The organism is Streptomyces sp. NPDC057694, assembly GCF_042799415.1.
Classification (GTDB): domain Bacteria; phylum Actinomycetota; class Actinomycetes; order Streptomycetales; family Streptomycetaceae; genus Streptomyces.
Genome location: NZ_JBHVIX010000004.1, coordinates 139008 through 161983, shown reverse-complemented (window position 1 = coordinate 161983; position 22976 = coordinate 139008). Strand labels below are relative to the sequence as shown.

Below are 22976 nucleotides of genomic sequence, written 5' to 3'. Positions count from 1 at the left end.
CTGTCCCTCTTGACGCAGTGAGTCCATCTACGAAACTCTCGTGGTCAGGGCCTTCCGCCGGACACAGAGAGGTGACCACCATGGAGTGGACGGGTGCGCGTTACGCGGACACCCCGACCGTCGAGGTGCGACGCGTGATCGCCGCGCCGCCGGAGCGGGTGTGGGAGCTGGTCACGGACATCGGCCTGATGCCGCGGCTCAGCGAGGAACTCCAGGCGGCGGAGTGGGCGGGGGAGACGGGCGGGCCCGAGACCGGCGCCCGGTTCGTCGGCCGCAGCCGGCACCCCGCCTTCGGCGAGTGGGAGACCACGTCGTACGTCGTCGAGTGCGCGCCGTGCCGGGTGTTCTCCTGGGCGGTGTCCGACCCCGAACTCCCCAGCGCCGTATGGCGGTTCACGCTCGACGCGCGGGACGACGGGTCCACCGATCTGACGGAATGGGTCCAGCTCGGCCCCGGACGCTCCGGCCTCAGTCACGCCATCGACCGGATGCCCGAGAAGGAGCAGAAGATCGTCCATGTGCGGCTCAAGGAGTTCGAGCGCAACATGGGTGCCACGCTCGACGCGCTGAAGGCCCTCGCCGAAGGGACCGGAACCCTCTGATGCGTACCTCTACGACCATCGAGGCGTCCGGCGGGAACTGGCGCGAGACCGTCGACTTCGTGACCGAGGCCGAGAAGCTCGGCCTGGACATCTGCTGGGTCGCCGAGGCGTGGGGATCCGAAGCGCCGTCCCCGCTGGGCTACTTGGCGGCCCGCACCGAACGCATGCTGCTCGGCTCCGGCATCATCCAGCTCGCCACCCGCACCCCGGCCGCCATCGCGCGCGCCGCGATCACCCTCTCCAACATCTCGGAGGGCCGTTTCCTGCTCGGCCTCGGCCCGTCGGGTCCCCAGGTGATCGAGGGTCTGCACGGGGTGCCGTTCGCGCGGCCGCTGGCCCGGATGCGGGAGACCGTCGAGATCGTGCGGCTGGCGGCGAGCGGCGAGAAGATCGCCTACGACGGCCGGGAGTTCACCCTCCCGCTCCCCGGCGGGGACGCCCGCCCGATGCGGCTGTCCATGCGGGCCGAGCACGAACTGCCCATCTATCTGGCCACGTTGTCGCCGAAGATGCTGAAGCTGACCGGCGAGGTGGCGGACGGCTGGCTCGGGACGAGCTTCGTTCCCGAGGGCTCCAAGGAGGCCTATTTCGACCACCTCGACGCCGGTCTCGCCTTGGCGGGGCGCACGCGTGCCGACCTGGACATCTGCCAGGGGGCCGAGGTGAACTTCGCCGAGGACGAGGATTCCCTGCGGGCCGTCGTGGCGAGCCGCAAGAAGGAACTCGCCTTCAGCCTCGGCGGCATGGGATCCGCCTCCACCAACTTCTACAACCAGGCGTACAGCAGGCAGGGCTGGTCGGAAGCGGCCGCGGCGGTGCGGGAGCGTTGGCAGGCCGGGGATCGTGACGGGGCCGCTGATCTGGTGACCGACGAGATGGTGCTGGCCACGACGCTCATCGGTACGGAGGAGATGGTGCGGGCCCGGTTGAAGGTGTGGCGGGACGCCGGGGTGAACACGGTTCGCCTGTACCCGGCGGGTGACTCGCTGAACGCGCGGCTCGCCACGTTGGGGCGGGCGATCGATCTGGTACGGGAGGTCGGCTGACGGCGGGGTTCGCCCCTGGGTTGCCGTTCGTCTGCGGGCCGGTGGGGGCTGGTCGCGCAGTTCCCCGCGCCCCTGGGCAGTTCTTCGGCTGCGGCCCGGTGGCCGCTTCTCGCGCAGTTCCCCGCGCCACTGAGATGCGCACTGCGTGCGCCATCTCATCAGAGGCGCGCCACCCGCCCCACAGCGAGAGACGCGCCCCGCCCCTCCGCCGGAGACGGGCCCCCGCCCCTCACCCAGAAGCACGCCCCCGACCTTCAGGAGAGGCGCGCCACCCGCCCCTGGTCAGATGCGCCCCGGCCTTCAGGAGGGGCGCGCCCCCCTGCCTCGGGTGGAGGCGCGCGAAGCGCAGCCTCAAGGGGAGGCGGCGCGAAGCGCCTGCCTCAGGGGCGCGGGGAACTGCGCGAGAAGCGGCCACCGGCCGTCAGTCGACAAACAACTCAGGGGCGCGGGGAACTGCGCGAGAAGCGGCCACCGGCCGTCAGCCGACAAACAACCCAGGGGCGCGGGGAACTGCGCGACCAGCCACGACGGGAGGTGGGGGTCAGCGTTGGCCGGCCACGCGCAGCACCCGCGGAGCGGCACCGGCCCCGGGATCGGCCCACCACGCGCTGTCCCCCTCGATCCGCCGCAACAGAATCCCCTCCCGGATCGCCCAAGGACAGATCGTCAGTCGGCGAATCCCCATCAACTTCATCGCGGTGTGCCCGACCAACGCCCCGGCCAGCGCCTGCGCAGCCCGAGGCGCGGAGATGCCGGGCAGCTCGGCGCGCCGCGGCACCGGCAACCCGGCGAGATCCGTCACCGCGCCTCGCAGATCCGCCCGATGCAACTCCCGCCGCACAAAGGGCCCGTGCCGCCCCGGAGGAGCCCCGCACAGCCGGGCCAGCTGAGTGAACGTACGCGACGTGGCCGCGGCCGTGATGGGCCCCTCCCAGCGGATCCGGGCGGCGACATCCCGCAGCTGATGCCGCACGTGACGGCGCAGCGCCCGCAACTCCTCCTCGCAGGGCAGCTCGGCATCGTGCAGATGCTCGCGGGTCAGCCGTCGCGCCCCGAGCGGCAGCGACACCGCGAAGTCCGGCAACCGCCCCCGCCCGAAAGCGACTTCGAGCGAACCGCCCCCGATGTCGAGCACCCCGAGCGGCCCCGCCCGCCAGCCCATCCAGCGCCGGGCGGCGAGGAAGGTCAGCTCGGCCTCCACCTCACCGGGCAGCAACCGAAGACGTACGCCCGCGCCCTGCTCCACGGCATCCAGCACCTCGTCGCGGTTGGGCGCGTCGCGGACGATCGCCGTGGCGAACACGAACGGCTCGTCACTGCCCCACCGCTCGGCCTCCGCGCACGCCTCCGCGACCGCCTCCACGATCCGCCGCACCGCGCGCGGCCCGAGTCTGCGGTCGCCGTCGACCTCTTCCGACAGCCGTAACCGCCGCTTGGCCGTGTGCACCGGCAGCGGAGCCCCGTCCCGGGCATCCGCGATCGCGAGCCGCACCGTGTTCGAACCGACATCCACCACACTGATTCGCATGATCGTCGAAGTACCCCTCTCGGATGCGGGCAAAGCCGCGGCGCTCAGGTGTCGAGCGCGGAGAGTATCCAACTCCGCGACCGTTCGGGGTCGATGACGGCGTCGATCTCCAGCGCGGCGGCCGCGTTGACCGCCTTGCCGTGCTCGTACAGCTCGGCGACGCGCGCCTCGAAGGCCCGCTCCCGCTCGGCCGGGTCGGCGATGGCGGCCAGCTCGCGCCGGTAGCCGAGCCGTACCGCGCCCTCCAGGCCCATTCCGCCGAACTCCCCGCTCGGCCAGGCCGCCGTCGCGAGCGGCGCCTGCGTCGAACCGCCCATCATCGCCATCGCGCCGAGCCCGTACGCCTTGCGCAGCACGAGACAGACCAGCGGCGTCGTCAGCCGCGCGCCCGCGACGAACAGGTCCGCGAACTGCCGTACCGTCGCCGTGCGTTCGGCATCCGGGCCGACCATGAACCCGGGCGTGTCGCAGAGCGAGACCACCGGCAGCCCGGACGCCTCGCACCGGCGCAGAAATCGGGCGGCCTTGTCGGCGGCGTCCCGGTCGACGGCCCCGCCCAGATGGGACGGGTTGTTGGCGACCAGGCCGAGCGGCCGGCCCTCGATCCGCACGAGCGCGGTGACGATCCCGGCGCCGAAACCGCGCCGCAGCTCAAGGACCGATCCCGTGTCGGCGAGCCCGTCGATCGCGGCCCGGATGTCGTAGGCCCGCCGCCGGTTCTCGGGCACGGCATGCCGCAGCATCCGCTGGTCCGGTGCCTCCCAACTCTCCTGCGCACCCTGGAAGTACGAGAGGTAGGTGCGGGCCGCGCGGACGGCCTCCGCCTCGTCGGCGACCGGCAGGTCCACCACCCCGTTCGGCACCTGCACCGACAGCGGCCCGATCTCCTCCGGCCGGTACACACCGAGCCCGCCGCCCTCGATCATCGCGGGGCCGCCCATGCCGATGTTCGCCTCCGGGGTCGCGATCACGACGTCGCAGCAGCCGAGCAGCGCCGCGTTGCCCGCGAAGCAGCGGCCGGACGCGATGCCGACCAGCGGCACCCGCCCGCTGAGCCGCGCCATCCGGTGGAACGTCGGCACGTTCAGGCCCGCCACGACGGTGGTGTCGGTGTCGCCGGGCCGCCCGCCGCCCCCTTCCGCGAACAGCACGACGGGCAGCCCGCGCTCCTCGGCGAGTTGCAGCATCCGGTCGGTCTTGCGGTGGTTGTTGTGGCCCTGCGTCCCGGCGAGCACGGTGTAGTCGTACGACATCACGACGGCCGCCGCGCCGCAGATCCGGCCGGTGCCGGTGACCATGCCGTCGGCGGGTGTCGCCCGGATCAGCTCCGCCAGCGGACGGCGCTGCCGCTGCGCCGCGACGGCGAGTGCCCCGTACTCGGTGAACGAGCCCGGGTCGCACAGCTCCTCGATGTTCTCGCGGGCGGTGCGGCGTCCGCCGGCGTGCCGCTTGGCGACGGCCTCGGGCCGGTTCTCGTCGAGCCCGAACGCGTGCCGCGCCCGCGTCTCGGCGAGGTCGGACCGCACCAGGTCGGGGTCCAGGTCGGCCGTCGCCTCCAGCTGCTCGGGGCCGTCCTGCGTCACGTCCAGGAGTACCAGCTCCGCACCTTCCGCGACGGTCTCCCCGACTCCCGCGCGCACGGCCCGGACGACTCCGGAGCGGTCGGCCCGCACCACGTGCTCCATCTTCATGGCTTCCAGCACCAGCAACACCGCACCGGTGGAGACCAGTTGACCGGTCTCCACCTCGATTGACGTGACCGTGCCGCTCATCGGTGCCGTGACCGTGCCCGGCTCGGCGTCGGCCGTGTCCGGCAGCGCGCAGGCGGGGACCAGCTCGGGCAGATGACGCCGCACGAAGCCCGTGTCGATGCCGCCCGCCGTGAACCCGGGGTGCGCAAGAAGACCGCCCAGTACGGGGATCGAGGTCCGCACGCCCTCCACCGTGAACTCGTCCAGGGCGCGCCCGGCCCTTGCGCACGCCGCCGCGAAGCCGCCCTGAGGCGCGTGTGCGACGACCTTCGCGAGCAGCGAGTCGTAGCGCGCCCCGATCTCCGTGCCGGTGCGCGCGGCGGTGTCGACCCGGATCCCCGGGCCCGTCGGCACGTCGTACCGGGTGATCCGGCCGGCCGACGGCCGCACCGACCCGTCCGGGTCCGTCACCTCGGCGTTCACCCGCACCTGCACCGCGAAGCCACGGACCGGCGGCGGCACGTCGAGTCCGAGAGCGGCGAGGGTGTCGCCCGCGGCGATGCGCAACTGCGCCGCGACGAGGTCGACGCCCGTCACCTCCTCCGTCACCGTGTGCTCCACCTGGAGCCGCGGATTGGCCTCGATGAACACGAACTCCTCGTCCCGGACGAGAAATTCGACGGTGCCGAGCCCCTGGTATCGGGCGGCGCGGGCGAGGCCGAGCGCGGCGTCGACGAGCCGGTCCCGTACCGCCGCGTCGAGCGCGGGCGCCGGCGCGATCTCGACGAGTTTCTGATGGCGGCGCTGCGCGCTGCAGTCCCGCTCCCACAGGTGTCCCACCGCGCCCGCGCCGTCGGCCACGATCTGCACCTCGATGTGGCGGGCCCCCTCCCACAGGCGCTCCACATACAACTCGTCGCGTCCGAAGCCTTGTTGAGCCTCCGAACGGCAGCGCTCCCAGGCCTCGGGAAGCTCGCCTTCGGTCCGTACGACCCGCATCCCGCGCCCGCCGCCCCCGCCGACCGCCTTCACCATCACCGGCCCGTCCGCGAGGAACGCCCGCGCCTGCTCCAGGCTCGTCGCGCCGTCCGTGCCGGGCAGCACCGGCACCCCGGCCCCGACGGCCAGCGCGCGGGCCCGCGCCTTGTCCCCGAACAGCTCCAGGGCCTGCGGCGACGGACCGACGAACACGACGCCCGCCTCGGCGCAGCGCCGCGCGAGCTCCGCCGACTCGCTCAGGAACCCGTACCCCGGATGCAGAAACCCGCAGCCCGACCGGCGGGCGGCGGCCACCAGTGCCGCCGCGTCCAGATAGCCGCCCGCGGCGAGCGGGACCACGTCGTCGGCCCGCCGCACATGCGCGTCGTCCCCCGGCTCGTGCACGGCGACCGCGCGCAGCCCGAGATCGGCGGCGGCGCGCAGCACCCGGACGGCGATCTCGCCCCGGTTGGCGACGAGTACGGCGGCAGATCCCATGGAACCCTCCGGAGGAAGTGGTGCGGGCGGGAGAAGCGGCGTTGGACGGGCTCCGACATGCTCATTGACACTGACGTCAACGTCAATACTCTGACGCTGTGGCAGCACAGAGACGGCAGGCGGCACAGGAATGGGCGACCCGCACCGCCCGCGACCGCACGGACGCACCCGCCCGCGGCCGGCTCCTCGACGCGGCGGAGGCGGTGTTCGGGCGGCTCGGGTTCGGGCCCGCGACCATCGCCGACATCACCGCGGAGGCCGAGGTGTCGCGGGCCGGCTTCTACGTCTACTTCGCGTCGAAGGACGAGGTGTTCCGGGTGCTGGCGCGGCGGGTGCGGGACGCGTTCCTCGCCGCGCAGGACGTACCGGGTGTGGACACCGACGACGTGGCGGCGGTCGCCGAGGCGTCGACGGCCGCGTTCATCGCCGCCTACGCCCGCCATCTGCCGCTGCTCGGCCTCCTGGAGCAGCAGGCGCGGGGGGACGCCGAGGTGCGTGCGCTGTGGGAGGAGATCCGCGAGCGGCCGGTGCGCCGCGCGGCCCGCTACGTGCGCCGGGTCGCGGCCGAGGGGCGGGCCCGCCCGGTCGTCGACCCGCTCACCCTGTCCCGTGCCGTCGGCGGCATGAGCGTGGAGTTCGCCCGCACGGTGGCGGCGCGCCCGGCCTCGTACGACGCGGCGGTACGGGACGTCACCACCATGTACCTGAACCTTCTCGGCGTCGAAGCCTCGGCCCAGCGGTAGCGAGCGACAGCAAAGCGCCCAACCGGAATGATCAGGACGACGGAGCCGACCGTTCGAGCCAGTCGCACGCGGCCCGCGCAGTGAACTCCTCCTGGCCGCCCTTGAAGAGCAGGTCCGCCGCCGTGAACGCCGGATCGTCCGCCTGCGCGGCCACGTACGGCACCGCGATGCAGCGCATGCCCGCCGCGTGGGCGGCGCGGGCGCCCGGTGCGGCGTCCTCCAGGACCACGCACCGCGCGGGCGGCACGTCCAGGCGGCGGGCCGCTTCGAGGAACACGTCGGGCGCCGGTTTGCCGTGCGGGACCTCGTCCGCCGAGACGTACCGCGACAGCTGCCCGCCGAGGCCGGTGCCGGTGAGGATCGCCTCGATGGCCTCGGGCGACGAACCCGACGCCACGATCATCGGCACCCCGGCCGCGTGCAGACGCTCCACGAACAGCCGCATCTGCGGGAAGACATGGGTGTCGGCGCGCGCCAGGTCGAGGTAGCGGGTGTTGAGGTCGTCGAGCAGTTCGGAGACGGGCGCCTCGATGCCGTACCGCCGCTTCCACAGGCCGATCGACTCCAGGGTGGAGATGCCGACGTACGTCTCGTTGTCCGCCCAGGTGTAGTCCGTGATGCCGTGACGGGCCAGCGTGCCGAGGGTCGCCCGGTAGTAGTTGGGCTCGCTGTCGACGAGCGTGCCGTCGAGGTCGAAGACGACGGCGGTGCCACGGAAGGGGCGGGTGAGGTCGGTCATGCCTTCCAGCATGCAGGACAGCGGCCCCGAGTGATCACCTGCGGTCCGCTGCCGCCGCCCTGCCGACCGACTCGACGAGCGGCAGCAGCCGGTGCGGGACCCGCTCGCGCAGCGCCACCTCGGTGCGGGTGCGGACCACGCCGGGCAGCCGGTTGAGCTGCTGGACGACGTCCTCCAGGTGCGCGGCGTCACGGGCCGCGACCCGGGCCAGGAGATCGCCGCCGCCGGTGATCGAGTGCGCCTCGATGATCTCCGGGACACCGGCCAAGCCGTCGGCGACATCGGCCAGGTGGCCCTGTGTCACCTCGATGTGCACGAAGGCGAGCACCGGGTGGCCGAGCGCGGCGGGGGAGAGGGCGGGCGCGGCACCGGTGATCACACCGTCCCGCTCCAGCCGGTCGAGCCGGGCCTGGAGCGTGCCGCGGGCCACCCCGAGGATTCGCGCGTACTCGCGGACGCTGGTGCGCGGCTGCTCGAGGAGGAGCCGCAGGATACGGGTGTCGAGCTGGTCCACGGCCATCGGCGACGGCTCCTTCGGATGAGCTGGTCGATCAACTCCGACTGTACCAATGGATCAGTACAGAATGCTGCCTGTGGCCGTTGGTCAGTGAGCGCCCCGCCATGATGCACCAGTGGCCTCTCGCTCATGATCAGGCATGCCCACGTGGCGGCCGGGGCGTGCCCGCGCGTTCAGCGCCCTTCGATGACCACCGTCTTCTACCTTGTCCGGATGAATCAGCAACCCACGGACCAGGCGCTCGTGCCTCCTCCGTCCGCCACCACGATCCGCGAGGCCGCCGACTGGTGGCGGGACGCGGTCATCTATCAGGTGTATCCGCGCAGTTTCGCCGACAGTGACGGCGACGGCACGGGTGATCTGGAGGGGATCCGGCGGCGTCTGCCGTATCTGAGGGAGCTGGGGGTGGACGCGGTGTGGCTGTCGCCGTTCTATGCCTCTCCGCAGGCGGACGGCGGATACGACGTCGCGGATTACCGGGCCGTCGATCCGATGTACGGCACGCTGCTGGACGCGGATGCGGTGATCCGGGACGCGCACGGGCTGGGCCTGCGGATCATCGTGGACCTGGTGCCGAATCATTCCTCGGATCAGCACGAGTGGTTCAAGCGGGCGGTGGCGGAGGGGCCTGGATCGCCGGTGCGGGAGCGCTACCACTTCCGTGCGGGCAAGGGTGAGAACGGCGAACTGCCGCCCAACGACTGGGAGTCGATCTTCGGTGGTCCGGCGTGGACGCGGCTTGCGGACGGCGAGTGGTACCTGCACCTGTTCGCGCCCGAGCAGCCGGATCTGAACTGGGAGCATCCGGCGGTCGCGGACGAGTTCCGGTCGATCCTGCGGTTCTGGCTCGACATGGGGGTGGACGGGTTCCGGATCGATGTCGCGCACGGGCTGGTGAAGGCGGAGGGGCTGCCTGACCTCGGTGGTGGCGATCAGTTGAAGTTGTTGGGCAACGATGTCATGCCGTTCTTCGACCAGGACGGGGTGCATGCGATCTACCGTTCATGGCGGAAGATCCTGGACGAGTACGACGACGAGCGGATCTTCGTCGCGGAGGCCTGGACGCCGACCGTGGAGCGCACGGCCAACTACGTCCGCCCTGACGAGCTGCACCAGGCCTTCAACTTCCAGTATCTGAGCACGTCTTGGGACGCCGGGGAGCTGCGTACCGCCATCGACCGCTCCCTCGACGCCATGCGCCCCGTCGGCGCTCCCACCACCTGGGTGCTGTCGAACCACGACGTGACGCGGCATGCGACGCGCTACGCGAACGCGCCGGGGCTGGGGACGCAGATCAGGACCGCGGGCGATCGTGAACTCGGCCTGCGGCGGGCCCGTGCGGCCACGCTGTTGATGCTGGCGCTGCCGGGATCGGCGTACATCTACCAGGGCGAGGAGTTGGGTCTGCCGGACGTCACCGATCTGCCGGACGAGGTGCGTCAGGATCCTTCGTTCTTCCGGGCGCAGGGGCAGGACGGGTTCCGTGACGGCTGCCGGGTGCCGATCCCGTGGACCCGGACGGGGTCGTCGTACGGCTTCGGTGAGGGTGGCAGTTGGCTGCCGCAGCCCGAGAGTTGGGGCGAGCTGAGCGTGGAGGCGCAGTCCGGCCAGGAGGGTTCGACGTTGGAGCTGTACCGCACGGCGCTGGCTGTGCGGCGGGCGCAGGCCGGGCTCGGTGCGGGCGACAGTGTCGCCTGGCACGACGACACTCCTGCCGGACTGCTGCACTTCGAGCGGCCCGGGTTCGCCTGCACGGTCAACACCACCGCCACGCCCGTGCGCATCCCCGCCCCCGGTACCGTCCTGCTCGCCTCCAGTCCGGTCACCGTCGAGGACGGCGTGATCGAACTGCCCGCCGACTGCACCGTCTGGTGGCGGACAGGCCGCTGATCCCGCCGGGCGGACACCCGGCCCGTCGGCCGGACCGGACCGCGCCTTGACCCTGACACCGTGTGAGCCCGTGGAGTAGACCCATCATGTTCACCATCGGAGACTTCGCCCGCCACGGCCGCGTATCCGTCCGCATGCTGCGCCATTACGACGCGCTCGGACTGCTGCGCCCGGCCCGGGTCGACCCCGCCACCGGCTACCGCCACTACACCGCCGCCCAGCTCTCCCGGCTCAACCGCATCATCGCGCTCAAGGATCTGGGCCTCACCCTTCAACAGGTGGGGGAGATCCTCGACGAGAAGGTCGACACCGGAGAGCTGCGCGTCATGCTGCGGATGCGCCGCGCCGACCTGGAGGCGGAGATGGCGGCGGCCGCGGCCCGGCTGACCCAGGTGGAGGCGCGGCTCCGGTCCATCGAGAGCGAGGGACACATGTCCGCCGAAGACATCGTCGTCAAGAATTTGCCGCGCGTACGCGTGGCCGAACTCACCGCCGTCGCCCCCGACTTCGAACCGACCAGCATCAGTGCGGTCATCCAGCCCCTCTACGACGAGCTGTTCCGGCGGCTCGACGCGGCCGGCATCCGGCCCACCGGGCCCGGTATCGCCCGCTACGAGGACGCGCCAGGCGGCGGCATCCTCGTCCACGCGGGCGTCGAGGTGTCCGCCGCACCCCGCGAGGACGGCGACCTGCACGTCCTCGACCTGCCGCCCGTCGAACGCGCGGCGACGCTCGTGCACCACGGCGCGATGGACGCGGTACTGCCCGCCGTGCAGCACCTCGCCCGCTGGATCGACGCCCACGGTCACCGCTCCGCCGGCTATCCCCGGGAGATCAGCCTGGAGTGCCCGGCCGACCACGACAAGTGGGTGACCGAACTCCAGGAACCGCTCGCCTAGGGCCTGTCTTCAAACTCCCCTCTGCCCCGCGACGCCTGGCACGCACTCTCGCCGCACCGGGCGCAAGGCCAAGTACGTCCAGTACGAGGCCGTGCACCCGGCGCGCCGAGAGCACGCACCAGACGCCGCGGGGCCGCCCTCCGGGCGACGAGGGGAGTTTGAAGACAGGCCCTAGGACCTGCCCGCCCCGGAGTCATCCTTCTTGGGCAGCCCAGACTGTGCAGCCTTGATTGCGCAGTCTGGGCTGTCGATCTACGGTGGAGGCATGACCGACAAGGAAGAACCCTCCGAGGCCGCCGTCCAGGCGGCCGCCGAGGTGTGGGTGGTGGTCGGACGGCTCCGCCGCAAGCTCCAGTCCCTGCTCGGAGGCGTGGACGGGGAGAGCGACCTCTCCCCGGGGCAGGCCTCCGTCCTCGCCCGCCTCGACAAGATCGGCCCCGCCTCCGCGAGCGACCTCGCCGCGGTCGAGGGCGTGCGGCCGCAGTCCATGGCCAAGACCGTGATCGCCCTGGAGACGGCCGGACTCGTCGAGCGGCACCCCGACCCCGCCGACGGACGCCGCCAGCTCGTCACCCTCACCGGGCCCGGTCTGGAGCGACGCCAGGACGACCGGGAGGCCCGCCGTGCCTGGCTCGCCCGGGCCCTGGACGAGCGCGGGACCGAGGAGCAGGTGCGCGCGGTGATCACCGCCATGGCCCTGCTCGACGAGGTGGCGCAGGCGTGACCGGTATAGCCGAGCGCGTCAGGCGGGCCCGGACCGGCGACCCCGGCGGCTTCGACCGCCGCCTCGTCGCGCCGATGATCCTGGGCACGGTCCTCAACCCGATCAACTCCTCGATGCTCGCGGTGGCGCTGGTCCCGATCGGCCACGCCTTCGGCGTGCCGCCGTCGCAGACCGCCTGGCTCGTCTCGGGCCTCTACCTCGCCACGGCCGTCGGCCAGCCGGTCATCGGGCGTCTCGTCGACGCGTTCGGGCCGCGCCTGCTCTACCTGATCGGCACCGCCCTCGTCGGCGTCGCCGGACTGCTCGGCGTCCTCGCGCCGAGCCTGTGGGTGCTCGTGCTGTCCCGGGTCCTGCTCGGCTTCGGCACCTCCGCCGCGTACCCGGCGTCGATGTCCCTGTTGCGCTCGGAGTCGGAGCGCACCGGGCTGAAGAGCCCCAGCGGAATCCTCGCCGCGCTGACCGCCTCCGGGCAGGTCATCGCCGTCGTCGGGCCGACGCTCGGCGGAGTCCTGATCGGCCTCGGCGGCTGGCACCTGATCTTCGCCATCAATGTGCCACTGTCCGTGATCTGCCTGTTCCTCGGTGCCCGCCGGCTGCCCAAGGGCGCGCCGAAGGGAGCGCCAGGACGCACCGACGTGCCGGGCATGCTGCTGTTCGCCGCCGCGCTCACCGCGTTCATGCTGTTCCTGATGGAACCGGGCCTCGCCCACTGGTACCTGCCCGCGCTCGGCCTCGCCGCCGGCGCCTGGTTCGTCCGCCGTGAGCACGGCGTCGCCGAGCCCTTCATCGACCTGCACGTCCTGCGCGGCAACACCCCGCTCCTGGCCACCTACGGCCGCCAGCTCCTCGCGTACACCACCTCGTACGCCTTCCTGTACGGCTACGGTCAGTGGCTCCAGGAAGGGCGCGGGCTGAGCGCGTCGCAGGCCGGACTGCTCCTGCTGCCGATGTCCGCCATGGGCGTCGCCGTCACCGTCCTCACCGGCCGCCGCCGCGAGATCCGCGGCAAGCTCGCCGTCGGAGCGGTCGTCCAGCTCATCGGCTGCGCGGCCCTGCTGCCCCTGGGCGGCGACAGCCCCGTCTGGCTGCTGGCCGTCGTCGGCCTGCTCTTCGGCGTCCCGCAGGGACTCATCGGGCTCGCCAACCAGAACGCCCTGTACGCACAGGCGGACCCGGCCCGGATGGGCTCGTCGTCCGGACTGCTGCGCACCTTCACCTACCTCGGCGCCCTGCTCGCCTCCGCCGCCAACGCCGCGTTCTTCCGCGACGGCGCCACCAGCGCCGGGCTGCACAGCATGGCCTGGATGCTCATCGGCGTGGCCGCGCTGTGCCTGGTGGCGAGCGTCGCCGACCGCTCGCTCGCCCGCGTCGGGCGCGACACCTGAGACCTTCCCCGCCGCATTCCCCCCCCGGCAGCAACCCCCTTATAAGGAAAGTGAGTTCAGCATGGCCCTCACCACTCTCGACCCCCGTACCGCACTCGTCGTGGTCGACCTGCAGAACGGCGTCGTCGGCATCCCCGGCGCCCCGTACGCCACCTCGGACGTCGTGGAGCGCAACGTGCGGCTCGCCGACGCCTTCCGCGCCGCGGGCCTCCCGGTCGTCCTCGTCCGCGTCTCCTTCGCGGCGGACGGCGGCGACGTCGTCCCCGGCCGCACCGAGCGGGCGCCGCGCACCGCGAACCCGCCCGCCGGCTGGGACCAGGTCGTCGACGTGCTCGCCGGACACCCCGAGGACATCGTCGTCACCAAGCGGAACTGGTCCGCCTTCTACGGCACCGACCTCGACCTGCACCTGCGCCGCCGCGGCATCACCCAGGTCGTCGTGACCGGCGTCGCGACCAGCATCGGCGTGGACTCCACCGCCCGCGCCGCCCACGAGCACGGCTACCACGTCACCCTCGCCACGGACGCCATGACCGACATGGACGCGGAGGCGCACCGCAACAGCGTCGAGCGGATCTTCCCGCGCCTCGGCGAGACCGGGACGACGGACGACGTCCTGAAGCTCCTCCCCGTGCATTAATCCTTGGACGATCACACACGCAAGTCCTGTGCAGTATGGCGTTTTTCACCAAGTGATCACCGGCCGGAATCTGTTGACCTGCTGAAAACCCCACCCGTAACGTCCACTCCGCAGCAACGGAAGATTCATTTCGTATAGCGGAACGGGAGGGGTCTTCGATGGCCACTGCTGAGCAACGGACCTCACCCCCGGCCCCGGAGCCCGTGACGGCGGCCGGGGTGCACATCAGCCCCCGCCTCTACCACCACGATCTGGCTCCCACCAAGACGCAGGGCCGCAGCTGGGGCGCGTACAACGTCTTCACCCTCTGGGGCAACGACGTGCACAGCCTCGGCAACTACGCCTTCGCCATCGGACTGTTCGCGCTCGGTATGAGCGTGTGGGACATCCTCATCGCGTTCGCCATCGCCTCGGCGCTGCTGTTCGCACTGCTCACCCTCTCCGGACGGATGGGACACCGCACCGGTGTCCCGTTCCCGGTGATGAGCCGGATCGCCTTCGGTGTGCGCGGCTCCCAACTGCCCGCCGTGGTCAGGGGAGCCGTCGCCATCGCCTGGTTCGGCATCCAGACCTATCTCGCCTCCCAGGTGCTGCGCACCCTCCTGAAGGCGCTCTGGCCGGGCGTGGCCACGTACGACACGAACTCCTTCCTCGGCCTGTCCACGCTCGGCTGGATCTCCTTCCTCGCCCTGTGGCTGGTGCAGGTCCTCATCGTCAGCTTCGGGATGCAGGTCATCCGCCGCTACATGGCGATCGCCGCCCCCACCGTCCTCGTCACCATGCTGGCGCTCGCGGTGTGGATGTTCGTCAAGGCCGACGGGTCGATCGCCCTCAGCGGCGACACCCACTTCACCGGCGGCGCCCAGTGGCTGCACATCTTCGAGGCCGCCGCCCTGTGGGTCGTCGTCTACGGCACGTTCGTCCTCAACTTCTGCGACTTCACCCGCTCCGCGACCTCCCAGCGGGCCATCGTGCGCGGCAACCTCATCGGCATCCCCGTGAACATGCTGTTCTTCGCGGGCATCGCCGCCGTGCTCAGCGGCGCCCAGTTCCGCCTCGACGGCGAGGTCATCACCAGCCCCACCGACATCGTGCGCACCATCCCCAGCACGGCGCTGCTCGCCCTCGCCTGCCTCGCCCTGCTGATGCTGACGGTCGCGGTGAACCTCCTCGCCAACTTCGTCGCCCCCGTCTACATGCTGGTCAACCTCTTCCCGCAGCGCCTCAACTTCCGCAGCGCGGGCCTGGTCAGCGCCGTCGTCGGCCTGGTCATCCTGCCGTGGAACCTGTACGACAGCCCGGTCGCCGTCACCTACTTCCTCGGCGGACTCGGCGCCCTGCTCGGCCCCGTCTTCGGCGTCGTCATGGCCGACTACTGGCTCCTGCGCAAGGCCCAGATCAACGTCCCGCACCTGTACACCGAGGACCCGGCCGGCACCTACCACTACCGGCGCGGAGTCAACCCGAAGGCCATCGGCGCCTTCGTCCCGGCCGCCGGGTGCGCCGTCGTCGTCGCCCTCGTCCCCTTCTTCTCGGGCATCGCGGGCTTCTCATGGTTCATCGGTGCGCTGCTCGCCGCCGGGCTGTACCTGCTCGTGAGCGACCGCACGCAGACCTACGACCACGTCGACGGCGAGCCCATCGCCGTCGCCGCCGAGTGACCGCCGCTTCCCGGCGCCTTCCTGGAGAACCCCCATGCGCATCCTCGTAGTGAACGTCAACACCACCGCATCGATGACGGAGAGCATCGGCCGGCAGGCCGAGGCCGTCGCCGCGCCGGGCACCGAAATAGTCCCGCTCACACCGGACTTCGGCGCCGAGTCCTGCGAGGGCAACTACGAGAGCTACCTCGCCGCCGTCGCCGTCATGGAGAAGGTGCGCGCCTACCGCGAGCCGTACGACGCCGTCATCCAGGCCGGATACGGCGAACACGGCCGCGAGGGACTCCAGGAACTCCTCGACGTTCCGGTCGTCGACATCACCGAGGCCGCCGCGAGCACCGCCCAGTTCCTCGGCCACAAGTACTCCGTCGTCACCACCCTCGACCGGGCCGTGCCGCTCATCGAGGACCGGCTCAAGCTGGCGGGCCTCACCGACCGGCTCGCCTCCGTCCGCGCCAGCGGACTGCCCGTACTCGCCCTGGAGGCCGACCCGGACGCCGCCGTCGCCGCGATCGTCGAACAGGCCGTCGCCGCCGTCGAGTCGGACCGCGCCGAGGTCATCTGCCTCGGCTGCGGCGGCATGGCCGGCCTCACCGAACAGGTCGTCGCCCGCACCGGCGTCCCCGTCGTCGACGGGGTGGCCGCGGCCGTCACCATCGCCGAGTCCCTGGTGCGGCTCGGCCTCACCACGTCGAAGGTGCGCACCTACGCGCCGCCGCGTCCCAAGCAGATCCGCAACTGGCCGCCACGCACCAGCTGATGACGTGCCATCACGTCTGATCCGCGCGGTCCGCGGACCGCTGCGGGGCGGGGCCGCGGCCGAGGAGTTCGGCCAGGCCCTGCCGGGTCGCGGCGAGGACGACACGGTCCCGCGGATCGAGCACATGCCCGGGATGCAGGTTCCACACCAGGCCGGTGGGGCGGGGCGCGCTCTCGTCGTCCTCCGGGCCCGCGGACAGATCGGGGCGGCGCTCGGCCGGCTCCGTGGCGTCCAGCGCGACCACCCGCCAGTGCCCGGGGCGGAACGACTCGGCGATGGTGCGGCCCTCCAGCTGCGGATACCCCGCCACCTCCAGGACGGCGAACAGCAGCACACTCCGCTCCACCGGGATGGCGCCCAGGATCTGACGTCCCATCATGGCCCCGGCGAAGGCGGGTGCGGCCAGCGTGGACACGCTGCGGCTGCGGGTCAGGGCGCGCGGGTGCGCGGCACGCAGGGTGCGGTAGACGGCGGCGGCGAACGCGTCGTCGTACAGGCGCAGCACCACCCGCAGATCGGGCTTGAGCGCGCGGGCGGACAGCGCCGCCTCAAGGTTCGTCGTGTCGACGCTGGTCAGGGCGAGCAGAGCGGCCGCGCGATGGACCTTGGCCGCCTCCAGGACCCCGTCCGACGCCGCGTCACCGATCACCGTGGGCACCCGCATACTGCGGGCCAGCGGAATCCCCCGCGCCTCCGGGTCCGCCTCCACGCACACCACGGGGATGTCGAGTTCCCCGAGCCGGGACAGCACTCGTGTGCCCACCTTGCCGAGGCCGAGCAGCACGATGTGCCCGGACAGACCGCGGGGCGGACGGCGCAGCGCGGCGGAGGTACGGAACGTGCCCAGGGCCTCCAGGACGGCGGCGAGCAGCACCGGCAGCAGCAGCAACCCCGCGAGCCCGGTCAGGAGTTGGAGGACCTTGCGGGCCGTCGGCTCGCCGATGGCCGGGTCGTCGATGGCGAACAGGTCGAGCAGAGTGAGATAGCCGGCGCGCAGCGGATGCATGTCGCCGGTGGCCCAGGTGGCGATCGCCATGCCGAGCACGCTGGCCGTCAGGCCGAACAGCGACCAGCGCAGCCGCTTGGAGAAGAACGAGCCGAACGGCATCCCGCGGCCGGCCGACGACCAGCTCTGCGCGGTGCGCTCGGCCGGCGTGATCGTCTCCAGGACGACGGTGCCGCGCCCGGTCGCCGCGGCCACGTCGTCGTCGCCGGGCAGGAGCCGCGGCCCGTCCCGTCCGTCGGAGTCCGAACCCTCCGATCCCGCCGGGTCGTTGGTGGTCGCCGACAGCAGGGCGAGGGTCGCGAGGCCCGGCGCGGACACCTGGCCCGGGCCCGGCGGATTGCGCTCGACGGCGCGCAGCAGCAGCCCGTCGGCCTGCACGATCTTGCTGGTCCCCGCGACGGCACTGGCCGCGAGCGCCGGTGCGGCCGTGTCGGCGTCGGACAGCACCGTGGTCGAGTTGTCCACGGACCCCGGGGCGAGACCGGGTGTGGCCAGGGCCGCGGCCTGGTCGAGGAGGTCGGCGAGATGGCGGCCCAGGCTGCGGTTGTAGAGCCGGATCACCAGCCGCAGTTGCGGGTTGAGGCGGCGGGCGACCAGCGCGGCCCTGATGTTGATCTCGTCGTCGTCGTGCACGAGCGCCAGCGCCCGCGCCTCGGTCACGCCCGCGTCCGCGAAGGCCTGTTCGTCGAGCACGGCCGCCTGCTGCACGCGCGGCGGCGCCGCCGGTTCGTCCGGATCGGGCGCTCGGCCCAGCACCGACTGCATCCGCGCCAGCAGCGCGGAGGCACGGGCCCGGGCAGCGGGGGCGACGCGTCCGGCGCCGTCGCCCGGAGCGCCGGGGACGACCACGGTGACCTGCTCCCCGTACAGCGCGCGCAGTTCGGCGGCGAGCCGCTCGGCCAGCGCGTCGTCACCGCACACGATCATGTGGCCCCGGGACTGCGGGGCCGCCGAACTCTGCGGGGGCTGCGCGTTCTGTGTGGACGGTGGGGGAGCGGGAGGCTGGTGGGGCACCGTGTTCATGGGATCAGTCAACCGGCTGGAGGGACAGCAGGGCTACGTTTGGCGAGGACCCGCCGCCCGAACCCTTCCCTGTGCGCGCCCGATCGGTCACGATGACCTGTCATGACGATGATCCGGACAGCCGCCGACCACGTGGCCGCTGCCCTGCCCTCCCGCACCCGCCACGGGTTCGCGCTCGTCGCCCTCGAAGGCCTGGGGGGCTCGGGCAAGTCGACCCTGGCCGCCGCTCTCGCCGAGCGGTGCGACGCCGCCGTCGTCCACGGAGACGACTTCTACCGGCCGATGGACCAGGCAGAACGTGCCGCGCTCACCCCCGCGGAGGGAAGCGACCGCTACTTCGACTGGCAGCGGCTGCGCGACGAGGTGCTGTTCCCGCTCGCCTCGGGCCGCGTCGCGCGGTACGGCCGCTACGACTGGGGAAGCGGCGCGCTCGCCGCCGGGGAGACGCACACCGTTGCCCGTTCGGGCATCGTCGTGGTCGAGGGCGTCTACACGGCCCGCCCCGAACTTGCTGGTTTCTACGACCTGCTGGTGTACGTCGACACCCCGCCCGAGGAGTCCATGCGGCGGCTGCGCGAGCGCGGCCACGACCACGGACCCCTCGACTGGGAGGCCCGCTGGCGGGAGGCCGAGGAGCACTACACGGCCACCACGCGGCCGCGCGAGCGCGCCGACCTCGTCGTCGCCGGGTACTGACGACCCGGCGCGGCGGCCGTCAGCAGACGCTGTCGGCCGGCTTGGGGTTGCCGAGGCCGAACAGCGGGCGAAGGCGCAGCCCGGCCCAGGTGCCGACGAGGGCGATGCCGCCCCAGAGCCAGCCGTGCAGCGAGCCCGACGCGATCCCGGCGAGGTAGGCGCCGATGTTGCAGCCGCCCGCAAGGCGCGCGCCGATGCCCATGAGGACACCGCCGATGACCGCCGCGAGCGCCGTGCGGGCGGGGATGCCCCGGTGCAGCTGCCAGACACCGCCGGCCGCCGCGGCGACGGCGGCGCCGACCATGATGCCGATGTCGGTGAGGCTGTTCTTGTCGGCGAGCACCGGACCCGCCAACTGGGCGGAGCTGCCCGGCTGCTGCCAGAACGCCCAGCTCTCCGGGGAGGCGCCGAGCACCCCGGCCAGCTTCGAACCCCACAGCGCGAACGCGCTGGTGATGCCCCAGGCGCCGCCCGACACGAGCAGCACTCCGGCGCCGAGCAGGGCCAGCACGACGGCGCCCGCGGCGAGCGGCCAGGAACCCCGCACCGTGCGGGCGAGCGTGCCGCGCGCGGACGGCGGCGTGCCGATCGGCGGCGGATTGCGGCGGGCCTGCACGGCGCGCGCGACGAACCAGACCGCGGCCAGCGCCACGATCGTCAGCGCCCAGGAACCGAACCAGCCGACATGGTCGGACAGCACGTACGGGTCGAACGCCGGCAGATCGCTCCAGAGCCCGAACTGCCAGGCGGCCAGGGTCGATCCCGTGATGAAGCCGAAGAGCGTGAGCACGATCGTGCTCTGGCCCGAACCGACGGCGAACAGGGTGCCGGAGGCGCAGGCGCCGCCCAGCTGCATGCCGACCGCGAAGAGGAACGCGCCGATCAGCAGGCCGACACCGATCGGCCCCGCGCTGGGCGCGGGCACCGAGCCGAACAGCCCGCTGCCGGTGCCGATGATCAGCGCGAAGAGGGTCGCGGTGGTGCCGAGGAGCAGGGTGTGGGCCCGCAGCCCCGCGCCGTTGCCGACGGCCACCAGCTGCCGCCAGGCGGAGGTGAAGCCGAACCGGGAGTGGAACAGGGCGAAGCCGAGCCCGATGCCGAGCAGCAGCAGTACGCCCGGCTTGGCTCCGTGCCGGGCGAAGACGTACGCGATGAGCGCGGCGCCGACGACCCCGGCCACGGCGAGCGGCACCCGCCGCACCGGCGGGGCCGCCTCGGCGTCTGGCGCCGGAGCGGAGGTGGGAGCGGGGGAGAGCAGGCCGGCACGGGGCGGCGCCCCGGCCACGGGAGCGGTGGTCAAGAGGGACTCCGGGAAGGGGAGGAAGAGAGGTCGGACCAGAGAGGACCGCGCGCACGGCGCGGCAGGGCGTCAGCGGCGACAGAGCGCGTCGTCGACGCTCCACGGCGTTGCCGCGAAGAGCGCGAGAGCCAGCTGACGGGCGGGTCCGAACATGTGCGCCACTCTAAGGACCGCGGTGGAAAGTGAGAATCCCGTCTCATATGACGGAAGGGGCGGCCCGCTCGGCGGGACGCCCCTTTCCACTGCACGGCACGGATCAGGCGGTCGCCCGCAGATCCTTGCGCTGCTTGACGTATCCGCCCAGGGCCAGCGCGCCGACCAGGACCGCGGAGACGTACAGCTGGTCGCGGCCGCTGTCGGTGGTGGCCATCGCGACGAACACGCCGACGATCGCCAGCAGGGCGACCCAGGTCAGGTACGGGAAGCCCCACATGCGTACGGTCAGCAGCTCGGGCGACTCGCGCTCCAGACGGCGGCGCATCCGCAGCTGGGTGAGGCAGATGAAGACCCAGCCGACGAGGACGGCGACACCGGTGGTGTTCATCAGCCAGGTGAAGACGGTGTCCGGCCACCAGATACCGGCGAAGACCGCGAAGAAGCCGAAGGCGCAGGAGGCGAGGACCGCGGCCATCGGGACACCGCGGTTCACCGTGCCGATGAGGCGCGGACCGAGGCCCCGGCTCACCAGCGAGTACGCCATGCGCGACGAACCGTAGATGTTGGCGTTCATCGCGGACAGCAGGGCGACCAGGATGACGGCCTGCATGATCGTGCCCGCGGCCGGGATCCCGAGCTGGTCGAGGACGGTGACGTACGGGCCGTCGGTGGCGACGGACGGCTTGTCCCAGGGGACCAGGACGACGACCAGGGCCATGGAGCCGACGTAGAAGAGGGCGATGCGCCAGACCGCGGTGCGCACGGCGCGGGCCACGTTCTCGCGGGGCTTGTCGGACTCGGCGGCGGCGATGGTGACGGTCTCCAGACCGCCGTACGCGAACACGGCCGTCAGCAGACCCGCGATCAGTCCGGCGCTGCCGGTGGGGAAGAAGCCGCCGTCGCCGGTGAGGTTCGAGGTGCCGGGGGCGTCGCCGAAGACACCGCAGATGCCGAGCACGCCGAGCACCAGGAAGGCGCAGATCGCGGTGACCTTCAGCGCGGAGAAGACGAACTCGAACTCGCCGAAGTTGCGCACGGCGAGGAGGTTGCTCGCGCAGAAGAACGCCATGAAGACGGCGACCCAGCCGTACGCGGGCAGGAACGGCACCCAGCCGTGCATGATCTGCCCGGCCGCCGTCGCCTCCGCCGCCACACCGCAGCAGAGCATCGTCCAGTAGGTCCAGCCGGAGGTGGCCCCGGCCCAGGCGCCGAGTTCCTTCTCCGCGTGCACGGAGAAGGAGCCGGTGGCCGGACGGGCCGCCGACATCTCGCCGAGCATCCGCATGATCAGCATGACGACCGCGCCCGCCGCGGCGAACAGCAGCACGACGGCGGGGCCCGCGGCGGCGATGCCCGCGCCGGAGCCCACGAAGAGGCCGGCGCCGATCACCCCGCCGAGGGCGATCATGGAGAGATGGCGCTGCTTGAGCCCGTGCGAGAGCCCGGTCTCCGCCGCCGGATCGGGAGCCTGGGTGGAGTCCGGGCGCCGGTCGGCGACGGATGTGGGGGTGCTGGTCAAGGTCGTACCTGTTCTGCGCTTACCGGGGCCGTCGGTCCGCGGATGCGGTCCGTGGGGCGGCCCGTGGCGGGTCGGCTGGTCCGTGATGTGAGACGAAGTCGGCCCAGTATGCGGGCACCAACCGGTGACCGAAACTCGGTGTTCGGTATGCGGACACCATGATCACGGGCAGTGCCGGGACGACCTCAGTGGACCCTGCTACCCGCACGCGCCGGGCTCATGCCCCGGCGTGCGGAGCGGCGGCCTCCAGCTCGTCCACGGTGCCCGACATGACCGTCCGGACGTGTTCGGTGAGGTGATCCAGGGGCCAGTCCCACCAGGCCACCGAGAGCAGCCGGGCGACCTCGTCCGGGGTGTAGCGGGTGCGGATCAGGCGGGCCGGGTTGCCGCCCGCGATCCCGTAGTCGGGCACGTCCGAGGTGACCACGGCGCCCGCCGCGATGATCGCGCCGTGCCCGATCCGGACGCCGGGCATGACCGTCGAGCCGTACCCGAACCAGACGTCGTTGCCGACCACCGTGTCGCCGCGGCCGGGCAGCCCGGTGAGCAGGTCGAAGTGGTCCGACCATGAGCCGCCCAGGGTGGGGAACGGGAACGTCGAGGGGCCGTCCATGCGGTGGTTGGCCCCGTTCATCAGGAACCGCACCCCGGTGCCGAGCGCACAGAACTTGCCGATGACCAGCCTCTCGGGGCCGTAGTGGTACAGCACATTGCGGGTCTCGAACGCGGTCGCGTCGTCCGGGTCGTCGTAGTACGAGAAGTCGCCGACCTCGATCAGGGGTGAGGTGACCAGCGGCTTGAGCTGCACCACGCGGGGCTGGCCCGGCATCGGGTGCAGCACGGTCGGGTCGGCGGGAGTGAGGGGCATGCGGTGACGGATTCCTTCCGGCGGGACGACTGTGCGCTATCGCTACAGGTGATGCATTAAGATCGTGTCACGTCGGCTGCCGCTCGGCAACGCGCTTTCCCGGGGCA

At 72.2% G+C, this 22976-nt stretch carries 19 protein-coding genes; 11 read left to right on the top strand and 8 right to left on the bottom strand.

Going from position 1 to position 22976, the window contains the following annotated elements; all coding sequences use genetic code 11:
• Positions 1 to 80: 80 nt before the first annotated feature.
• Both ACFVDP_RS12910 and ACFVDP_RS12905 read left to right on the top strand, forming a co-directional pair.
• The gene (locus ACFVDP_RS12910; protein ID WP_383487735.1) at positions 81 to 602 is read left to right on the top strand and encodes an SRPBCC family protein; all 522 of its coding nucleotides are present in this window, start codon (positions 81 to 83) and stop codon (positions 600 to 602) included.
• The gene (locus tag ACFVDP_RS12905; protein ID WP_383487732.1) at positions 602 to 1648 is read left to right on the top strand and encodes an LLM class flavin-dependent oxidoreductase; all 1047 of its coding nucleotides are present in this window, start codon (positions 602 to 604) and stop codon (positions 1646 to 1648) included. Before ACFVDP_RS12910 ends, ACFVDP_RS12905 begins: the two co-directional genes overlap by 1 nt.
• 541 nt (positions 1649 to 2189) lie before the next feature.
• Here ACFVDP_RS12905 and ACFVDP_RS12900 read toward each other — a convergent pair.
• On the bottom strand, positions 2190 to 3176 hold the full coding sequence (locus tag ACFVDP_RS12900; RefSeq protein ID WP_383487730.1) for a Ppx/GppA family phosphatase: 987 nt from the start codon (positions 3174 to 3176) through the stop codon (positions 2190 to 2192).
• 44 nt (positions 3177 to 3220) lie between these two features.
• A complete protein-coding gene (locus ACFVDP_RS12895; protein ID WP_383487727.1) occupies positions 3221 to 6343 on the bottom strand; it encodes a carboxyl transferase domain-containing protein in 3123 nt (1040 codons plus the stop codon).
• A 98-nt stretch (positions 6344 to 6441) separates the two neighbouring features.
• On the opposite strand from ACFVDP_RS12895, the gene ACFVDP_RS12890 reads away from it, so the two are divergent.
• On the top strand, positions 6442 to 7086 hold the full coding sequence (locus tag ACFVDP_RS12890) for a TetR/AcrR family transcriptional regulator (RefSeq protein ID WP_383487725.1): 645 nt from the start codon (positions 6442 to 6444) through the stop codon (positions 7084 to 7086).
• 31 nt (positions 7087 to 7117) lie between these two features.
• Here ACFVDP_RS12890 and ACFVDP_RS12885 read toward each other — a convergent pair whose 3' ends face one another.
• Together ACFVDP_RS12885 and ACFVDP_RS12880 are read right to left on the bottom strand one after the other, a co-directional pair.
• Positions 7118 to 7825, bottom strand: coding sequence for an HAD family hydrolase (locus ACFVDP_RS12885; protein WP_383487722.1), 708 nt, complete (start codon positions 7823 to 7825; stop codon positions 7118 to 7120).
• A gap of 34 nt (positions 7826 to 7859) precedes the next feature.
• A complete protein-coding gene (locus ACFVDP_RS12880; RefSeq protein ID WP_383487719.1) occupies positions 7860 to 8345 on the bottom strand; it encodes an Lrp/AsnC family transcriptional regulator in 486 nt (161 codons plus the stop codon).
• 210 nt (positions 8346 to 8555) lie between these two features.
• Between ACFVDP_RS12880 and ACFVDP_RS12875 the strand changes: the two genes are divergently transcribed.
• The 7 genes from ACFVDP_RS12875 (at position 8556) to ACFVDP_RS12845 (ending at position 16301) form a co-directional block, all read left to right on the top strand.
• Complete coding sequence (locus tag ACFVDP_RS12875; RefSeq protein WP_383487717.1) at positions 8556 to 10232, top strand: glycoside hydrolase family 13 protein; 1677 nt, start codon at positions 8556 to 8558, stop codon at positions 10230 to 10232.
• A gap of 86 nt (positions 10233 to 10318) precedes the next feature.
• A complete protein-coding gene (locus ACFVDP_RS12870; protein WP_383487714.1) occupies positions 10319 to 11131 on the top strand; it encodes a MerR family transcriptional regulator in 813 nt (270 codons plus the stop codon).
• A gap of 265 nt (positions 11132 to 11396) precedes the next feature.
• Positions 11397 to 11855, top strand: coding sequence for a MarR family winged helix-turn-helix transcriptional regulator (locus tag ACFVDP_RS12865; protein ID WP_383487711.1), 459 nt, complete (start codon positions 11397 to 11399; stop codon positions 11853 to 11855).
• 74 nt (positions 11856 to 11929) lie between these two features.
• The gene (locus ACFVDP_RS12860) at positions 11930 to 13240 is read left to right on the top strand and encodes an MFS transporter (RefSeq protein ID WP_383488541.1); all 1311 of its coding nucleotides are present in this window, start codon (positions 11930 to 11932) and stop codon (positions 13238 to 13240) included.
• Between the two features lie 61 nt (positions 13241 to 13301).
• Positions 13302 to 13880 (top strand): isochorismatase family protein, encoded by a 579-nt coding sequence (locus tag ACFVDP_RS12855; protein ID WP_383487708.1) that lies wholly within the window; start codon positions 13302 to 13304, stop codon positions 13878 to 13880.
• A gap of 158 nt (positions 13881 to 14038) precedes the next feature.
• Entirely contained in the window at positions 14039 to 15541 is a 1503-nt protein-coding gene (locus ACFVDP_RS12850; protein WP_383487705.1) for an NCS1 family nucleobase:cation symporter-1, read from the top strand.
• Between the two features lie 34 nt (positions 15542 to 15575).
• Positions 15576 to 16301, top strand: a complete 726-nt coding sequence (locus ACFVDP_RS12845) for an aspartate/glutamate racemase family protein (RefSeq protein WP_383487703.1) — start codon at positions 15576 to 15578, stop codon at positions 16299 to 16301.
• 10 nt (positions 16302 to 16311) lie between these two features.
• Here the strand turns inward: ACFVDP_RS12845 and ACFVDP_RS12840 are convergent, their stop codons facing one another.
• Entirely contained in the window at positions 16312 to 18234 is a 1923-nt protein-coding gene (locus tag ACFVDP_RS12840) for an NAD-binding protein (RefSeq protein WP_383488538.1), read from the bottom strand.
• Between the two features lie 198 nt (positions 18235 to 18432).
• Between ACFVDP_RS12840 and ACFVDP_RS12835 the strand changes: the two genes are divergently transcribed.
• On the top strand, positions 18433 to 19026 hold the full coding sequence (locus ACFVDP_RS12835; protein ID WP_383487700.1) for a uridine kinase: 594 nt from the start codon (positions 18433 to 18435) through the stop codon (positions 19024 to 19026).
• 19 nt (positions 19027 to 19045) lie between these two features.
• Here ACFVDP_RS12835 and ACFVDP_RS12830 read toward each other — a convergent pair whose 3' ends face one another.
• The 3 genes from ACFVDP_RS12830 to ACFVDP_RS12820 form a co-directional block, all read right to left on the bottom strand.
• On the bottom strand, positions 19046 to 20326 hold the full coding sequence (locus ACFVDP_RS12830; protein ID WP_383487698.1) for a YeeE/YedE family protein: 1281 nt from the start codon (positions 20324 to 20326) through the stop codon (positions 19046 to 19048).
• Positions 20327 to 20582: 256 nt separating this feature from the next.
• Complete coding sequence (locus ACFVDP_RS12825; RefSeq protein ID WP_383488535.1) at positions 20583 to 21890, bottom strand: amino acid permease; 1308 nt, start codon at positions 21888 to 21890, stop codon at positions 20583 to 20585.
• Positions 21891 to 22218: 328 nt separating this feature from the next.
• On the bottom strand, positions 22219 to 22869 hold the full coding sequence (locus tag ACFVDP_RS12820; RefSeq protein WP_383487695.1) for a CatB-related O-acetyltransferase: 651 nt from the start codon (positions 22867 to 22869) through the stop codon (positions 22219 to 22221).
• Positions 22870 to 22976: the final 107 nt, after the last annotated feature.

Bases quoted from the DNA above. Each gene is read 5' to 3' on its own strand.
- ACFVDP_RS12910 (WP_383487735.1), top strand. From the start codon at position 81: ATGGAGTGGACGGGTGCGCGTTACGCGGACACCCCGACCGTCGAGGTG.
- ACFVDP_RS12905 (WP_383487732.1), top strand. From the start codon at position 602: ATGCGTACCTCTACGACCATCGAGGCGTCCGGCGGGAACTGGCGCGAG.
- ACFVDP_RS12900 (WP_383487730.1), bottom strand. From the start codon at position 3,176: ATGCGAATCAGTGTGGTGGATGTCGGTTCGAACACGGTGCGGCTCGCG.
- ACFVDP_RS12895 (WP_383487727.1), bottom strand. From the start codon at position 6,343: ATGGGATCTGCCGCCGTACTCGTCGCCAACCGGGGCGAGATCGCCGTC.
- ACFVDP_RS12885 (WP_383487722.1), bottom strand. From the start codon at position 7,825: ATGACCGACCTCACCCGCCCCTTCCGTGGCACCGCCGTCGTCTTCGAC.
- ACFVDP_RS12880 (WP_383487719.1), bottom strand. From the start codon at position 8,345: ATGGCCGTGGACCAGCTCGACACCCGTATCCTGCGGCTCCTCCTCGAG.
- ACFVDP_RS12875 (WP_383487717.1), top strand. From the start codon at position 8,556: ATGAATCAGCAACCCACGGACCAGGCGCTCGTGCCTCCTCCGTCCGCC.
- ACFVDP_RS12870 (WP_383487714.1), top strand. From the start codon at position 10,319: ATGTTCACCATCGGAGACTTCGCCCGCCACGGCCGCGTATCCGTCCGC.
- ACFVDP_RS12865 (WP_383487711.1), top strand. From the start codon at position 11,397: ATGACCGACAAGGAAGAACCCTCCGAGGCCGCCGTCCAGGCGGCCGCC.
- ACFVDP_RS12860 (WP_383488541.1), top strand. From the start codon at position 11,930: ATGATCCTGGGCACGGTCCTCAACCCGATCAACTCCTCGATGCTCGCG.
- ACFVDP_RS12855 (WP_383487708.1), top strand. From the start codon at position 13,302: ATGGCCCTCACCACTCTCGACCCCCGTACCGCACTCGTCGTGGTCGAC.
- ACFVDP_RS12850 (WP_383487705.1), top strand. From the start codon at position 14,039: ATGGCCACTGCTGAGCAACGGACCTCACCCCCGGCCCCGGAGCCCGTG.
- ACFVDP_RS12845 (WP_383487703.1), top strand. From the start codon at position 15,576: ATGCGCATCCTCGTAGTGAACGTCAACACCACCGCATCGATGACGGAG.
- ACFVDP_RS12840 (WP_383488538.1), bottom strand. From the start codon at position 18,234: ATGATCGTGTGCGGTGACGACGCGCTGGCCGAGCGGCTCGCCGCCGAA.
- ACFVDP_RS12835 (WP_383487700.1), top strand. From the start codon at position 18,433: ATGACGATGATCCGGACAGCCGCCGACCACGTGGCCGCTGCCCTGCCC.
- ACFVDP_RS12825 (WP_383488535.1), bottom strand. From the start codon at position 21,890: ATGATCGCCCTCGGCGGGGTGATCGGCGCCGGCCTCTTCGTGGGCTCC.
- ACFVDP_RS12820 (WP_383487695.1), bottom strand. From the start codon at position 22,869: ATGCCCCTCACTCCCGCCGACCCGACCGTGCTGCACCCGATGCCGGGC.